Here is a 210-nt window from a genome sequence, read left to right on the forward strand (position 1 = left end):
AGGCATAAATACTCGGTGAAGGCGCTTGTAGCGTTCGCAGAAATTCCACGTAGCACGTACTATGATTTAGTAAAGAAGATGAATCGTCCCGATCCAGATGCCGAGTTAAAGGCCGAAATTCAAGAAATCTATAAGGAACATGAAGGCCGTTATGGCTATCGTCGCATTCGTGATGAGCTAGCGAATCGTGGGCAAAAAGTGAATCATAAG

The 210-nt window shown here is 44.3% G+C and carries 1 protein-coding gene; it reads left to right on the top strand.

Features of this window, described 5'->3' with window-relative positions:
* Positions 1–210, top strand: a 210-nt coding sequence (locus CD31_RS00015; RefSeq protein ID WP_036074711.1) for an IS3 family transposase, incomplete at both ends; no start/stop codon positions are given.

The sequence above is a fragment of the Lysinibacillus boronitolerans JCM 21713 = 10a = NBRC 103108 genome (assembly GCF_000772935.1).
Lineage (GTDB): Bacteria > Bacillota > Bacilli > Bacillales_A > Planococcaceae > Lysinibacillus > Lysinibacillus boronitolerans.